This window comes from Marivita sp., assembly GCF_017643905.1.
Lineage (GTDB): Bacteria > Pseudomonadota > Alphaproteobacteria > Rhodobacterales > Rhodobacteraceae > Marivita.
The window spans coordinates 1-4,010 of record NZ_JAEPMO010000241.1 but is presented as its reverse complement, the minus strand read 5'-3'; the positions used below and the strand labels follow the sequence as shown (position 1 = coordinate 4,010).

At 64.0% G+C, this 4,010-nt stretch carries 9 protein-coding genes; 3 read left to right on the top strand and 6 right to left on the bottom strand.

The window, feature by feature from the left end; genetic code table 11:
* From JJ869_RS22525 to JJ869_RS22500, 6 genes are all read right to left on the bottom strand, one after another.
* On the bottom strand, positions 1-304 hold a 304-nt coding region (locus JJ869_RS22525), incomplete at its 3' end, for a hypothetical protein (RefSeq protein WP_292271036.1).
* A 118-nt stretch (positions 305-422) separates the two neighbouring features.
* A complete protein-coding gene (locus tag JJ869_RS22520) occupies positions 423-644 on the bottom strand; it encodes a hypothetical protein (protein WP_292271034.1) in 222 nt (73 codons plus the stop codon).
* A gap of 82 nt (positions 645-726) precedes the next feature.
* The gene (locus JJ869_RS22515) at positions 727-927 is read right to left on the bottom strand and encodes a hypothetical protein (RefSeq protein ID WP_292271031.1); all 201 of its coding nucleotides are present in this window, start codon (positions 925-927) and stop codon (positions 727-729) included.
* Positions 928-1,064: 137 nt separating this feature from the next.
* The gene (locus JJ869_RS22510) at positions 1,065-1,265 is read right to left on the bottom strand and encodes a hypothetical protein (RefSeq protein ID WP_292271030.1); all 201 of its coding nucleotides are present in this window, start codon (positions 1,263-1,265) and stop codon (positions 1,065-1,067) included.
* A 63-nt stretch (positions 1,266-1,328) separates the two neighbouring features.
* A complete protein-coding gene (locus JJ869_RS22505; protein ID WP_292271027.1) occupies positions 1,329-1,652 on the bottom strand; it encodes a hypothetical protein in 324 nt (107 codons plus the stop codon).
* A gap of 107 nt (positions 1,653-1,759) precedes the next feature.
* A complete protein-coding gene (locus JJ869_RS22500) occupies positions 1,760-2,032 on the bottom strand; it encodes a hypothetical protein (protein WP_292271024.1) in 273 nt (90 codons plus the stop codon).
* Between the two features lie 98 nt (positions 2,033-2,130).
* Here JJ869_RS22500 and JJ869_RS22495 point away from each other — a divergent pair, with 98 nt between their 5' ends.
* The 3 genes from JJ869_RS22495 to JJ869_RS22485 all read left to right on the top strand — a co-directional run.
* Positions 2,131-2,334, top strand: coding sequence for a hypothetical protein (locus JJ869_RS22495; RefSeq protein ID WP_366510489.1), 204 nt, complete (start codon positions 2,131-2,133; stop codon positions 2,332-2,334).
* Positions 2,335-2,351: 17 nt separating this feature from the next.
* Complete coding sequence (locus tag JJ869_RS22490) at positions 2,352-2,852, top strand: hypothetical protein (RefSeq protein WP_292271023.1); 501 nt, start codon at positions 2,352-2,354, stop codon at positions 2,850-2,852.
* A partial coding sequence (locus tag JJ869_RS22485) for a terminase gpA endonuclease subunit (RefSeq protein WP_292271020.1) occupies positions 2,758-4,010 on the top strand: 1,253 nt, incomplete at its 3' end. The genes JJ869_RS22490 and JJ869_RS22485, both read left to right, overlap by 95 nt.

Below are 4,010 nucleotides of genomic sequence, written 5' to 3'. Positions count from 1 at the left end.
GGGGGGGGATGCCGCGGCGTTGCCAGGTGTCGATCGTGGGCTCGGGGGCGGCTTTGGTGTTGGTCTGGCGAGAGCGCAGGGCGTCGATGACCTCATCGGCGAAGTGACGTCCCATCTTGCTGTCGAGGAAGTCGCGGATACCGATCATCTCGGCCTCGCCTTGGGCATTGACCGCCTCGGCAATGAGGGTGCTGGCACGTGTCCAGAGGGTGTCACTGGTGCAATCGCGCCGCGGGCAGGTCGTGACGGTGCCGTAAAAGCCGTAGGCGGTGTTGCGGCTCGTCAGAATGGTGCGATTGGTCATTTGGGCGTCTCCCTGTGATTATGGCGCCCGCAATGCGGGCCTGCTTCCGGCCGCGTTCATCGCGGCGCGTCTATCGCCACAAGCCCGGACCAGCCGGGCAGGGGGGCAGGCTGCGCGATCAGGACCATGCAAACGTGATGCTGGTAAAGTCCTCTTTCTCGAAACCGTCTGCCGCGAAGGCGTCAAAGATGTTCTGCGGGGCGCGTTCGGTGTCAAAATAAAAGCCTCCGATCAGGCGGTTTGCGGTCTTGGCTTCGGTCTGTAAAAGGATGCAGCCAAGGGCGCGGTCAACGCTCTCGTGTGCAGTACGCGGGTCTGCAAAGCGGATGGTGACTTGCATGTCGGTGTCTCCTGTGTGGCTGCCGCGCGGGTTGCGGCGTGTCTCACCCCTGAAGCCCTGAGTCCCGGGCTGTTGGGGCGCGTTAGGCTGCGGCGCGGTTCCGCAGGTCGGTGACCCGCTTGTTTGCGGCCTCCATGTCGTCGGCGATCTCGATGGTGCCGTGCGTGTCGCCGATGGCGATGAAGGTGCCGCCCCAGCGGTCGATGCGCTCGGTCAAGGTCAGTGTGCCGCGCGCGTCGGCGAGGGCAATCGCGAGGCAGGTCGCTGAAAGTGTGTGGGCCATGTCTGCTCCTCCTGTTCGTGTGCCGTGGTGGGCGGGTGCCCGGTTCGGCTGTCAGGAGGTAGAATCGCTCAGAATTGGAGGAAAGCGTAGGAAAATCAGAATCATAAGATTGCTCTTATTGATGCTGATCTGTTCATTTACTGGGTGTCGAACCAGCGCATCGCGGTTTGCAGCAGGTGGTCATAATCTCTTGCGGTGGCCTCGGCTAGAAAGGCGTCGATGTCTGCTTTTTCGAGCCCGCCCGCTTGGGCGGCCTGCTTGCAGCGACCGAGGATGGCGAAGGCGTTTCCGTCGTGGCCGGTGAGCTGAACGGTGATGCTCGGATGTTTGGGTGTCATGCTACGGGTCTCCTGTGGTTGGCCGGAGGTGCAGCCCCGGCGCATTCGGTTGGACAAAGTGGGTTATCTGTTCTGAGGGCAGGGGATCCTCCGTAGCCACGTGGCCCGGCCATTGCCCTGTATAAGCCAGTATCCTTCGCCGTCCTCGTCCCGGGTCAGCCAGCTTTTGGGGATGGCGCCAAGCGCGTCGCCGACCGGGTATCCGCGCAGCCAGACAACATTGCCGGAAGCGTTGTTGTTGACCCTGTCAGGCCCCTCGTTGCGGGTGCGCAGTTCCAGCAGGGCGCCCTCGGCGCGGATCACGTCGCCGATCTGCAGCGCGTGTGTGGTGACGGTCTCGTAGGGTTCACCGTTGATGATGACGGTTTTCTTGGTATCGGCGGTCACGTCGGTGCCCTCCATGGTGCTGGCCCCGCGACAGCGCGGCCTTCTACCGCCGCAAGCCCGGACCTGCCGGGCTCCCGGTGGACCCGGAGGCCCTGTTACAGCGCGTCTTACTGCGCTTCGTTTTTCCACATCGGGCTGTGGCCGCGGTCTTTCGCATGGGCGATGGCCCCCTCAACCGTCTCGAAGTTGGGAAAGGTCCACATCATGCTGCAGCCGGTCTCGGGGTCGCTGAATGCCCTCTGCCCGAGGATGGCAGCGCGATCCGCCGGGACCTGTTCGCAGATGCCTGTGGGGATGGACCCGACATAGCCAAAGCGACCGGACGGGAATTCAATGATGTGCAGGCTGACGTTAGCGCCGCTGATGCCAAGCATGGACATGGTAAACCTCCTGGTTCCATTTTCGGTCCACAGGATTGATCGTTCAGCGGTGCGTATCCACTGAATTCCGAGCAATTCCATTGCTTTATGGGGTGTCCATGGCGCAATCAAAATGTCTGTCGTTGAGCGAGGCGATTACCAACACGGTGGTGGGATATGCGCTGGCTGTTGCGACGCAGTTTGCGGTGTTCCCGTATTTCGGCCTGCAGGTCGGCATCCTGCAAAATCTCTGGCTTGGCCTGATTTTCACCGGCGTCTCAGTCCGCGGAGCTATGCGCTGCGGCGCGTGTTTGACCGGCTGACATCGAAGAGGTGAGACATGTCCGACGGGACGCAGAGAGGGACCAATACGCTGACGGTCAACCAGGTGGCGGCTCTGTGTGGACGCAGCACGCAATGGGTGCATCATCTCGCCAAGGCTGGGTTTGTCCAGAAACAGGGAAAGAATGAATACGCGCTGGTCGCCGTCATCCGGGGCGTGATCGCCTATTACGAGGATCTGCAGTCGAAAAACAGCAAAACCGCAGCTGCAAGCCGGGCGACGGAAGCCCGCACCCGCGAGATCGAGTTGCGCATTCAGGAACGCATGCGGGACTTGATCCCGTTGGAGGACGCGCGGGCGGTTGTGAGCGAGATGGCGGCGCTGGTGCGGGCAGAGTTCCAGGGTCTGCCTGCCCGCTTTACCCGGGACATGCAGGACCGCCGCAAGCTTGAGCAGGAAATCGATGGCGCATTCGATCGATTATCGAGACGCGCAAAAGAAGCGGCGCAGTCTCTGGAGACTGGCCGACCTGATCTGGAGGCCGAGCGAGAAGCGTGACCCTGCGGCCTGGGCGGCAGCCCACCGGGTGTATCCCGAGACGGCCGGCATTCCCGGACCGCGGGACCCGGGACTGACGCCCTACATGATCCCATGGTCCTCGGCGGTGCATCGCGGTGGCTACCGCCGGGTGGTGGCAGTGACCTCGGCGCAGTCGGGCAAGACCGACAGCATGCTGGACATCATCGGGGCGCGGCTCGATCAAAAGCCGGCACCGATCCTCTATGTCGGGCCGACGAAAGAGTTCCTGACCGACCAGTTCGAGCCACGGCTGATGGCGCTACTGGACGAGGCGGAGACGCTGGCGGGCAAGGTGGTGCGCGGCCGGCGGATGAAGAAGACGTTGAAGCATGTGGCCGGTGTGCGGCTGCGCCTTGCGCATGCGGGCTCGTCCACGGCGCTGAAGTCCGACCCGGCGGCGCTGGCGCTGATCGATGAATACGACGAGATGATGGCCAATGTGAAAGGCCAAGGGGATGTGCTGGGTCTGGTGGAGGCCCGCGGCGAGACCTACGCGGATTTTGTCACCGCGATCACCAGCACCCCGGCGCGAGGCCTTGTGGAGATCGAACCGGATGATGCCAGCGGTCTGGAGTTCTGGGCGCGGTCCAGCCCGGAGGACCTGGAAAGCCCGATCTGGAGGCTCTGGCAGGAAGGCACGCGGCACCATTGGGCCTGGCCCTGCCGGTCCTGCGCGGCGTACTTCATCCCGCGCTTCAAGCAGCTGCGCTGGCCGAAGACGGCCAGCCCCGCGCAGGCCAAGCAGGCCGCAACGCTGGAATGTCCGCGCTGCGGCGCGCAGCACCTGGAGACCGACAAGGTCTGGATGAATGCCCGGGGCGCGATGGTTGCACCCGGTCAGCAGGTGACGCTCAAGGACGACGCGGCGCATGTCACGGGCGCGCCGGCCGACAGCGCCACGCTGTCGATGTGGACCTCTGGGCTCTGCTCGCCCTTCGTGACCTGGGGCCAGCGGGCGGAGACCTATCTCACGGCGCTGCAGTCCGGCGATCATGGCCGCATCCAGACGGCGATGAATGCAGGCTTTGGCGAATGCCATGCCATGACCGCCTCGGGGGATGTGCCGGACTGGCAGGAGATCCTGGAGCGGCGCCAGCCCTACCGGCCCGGGGATGTGCCCGCGGGTGGGCTGCGGCT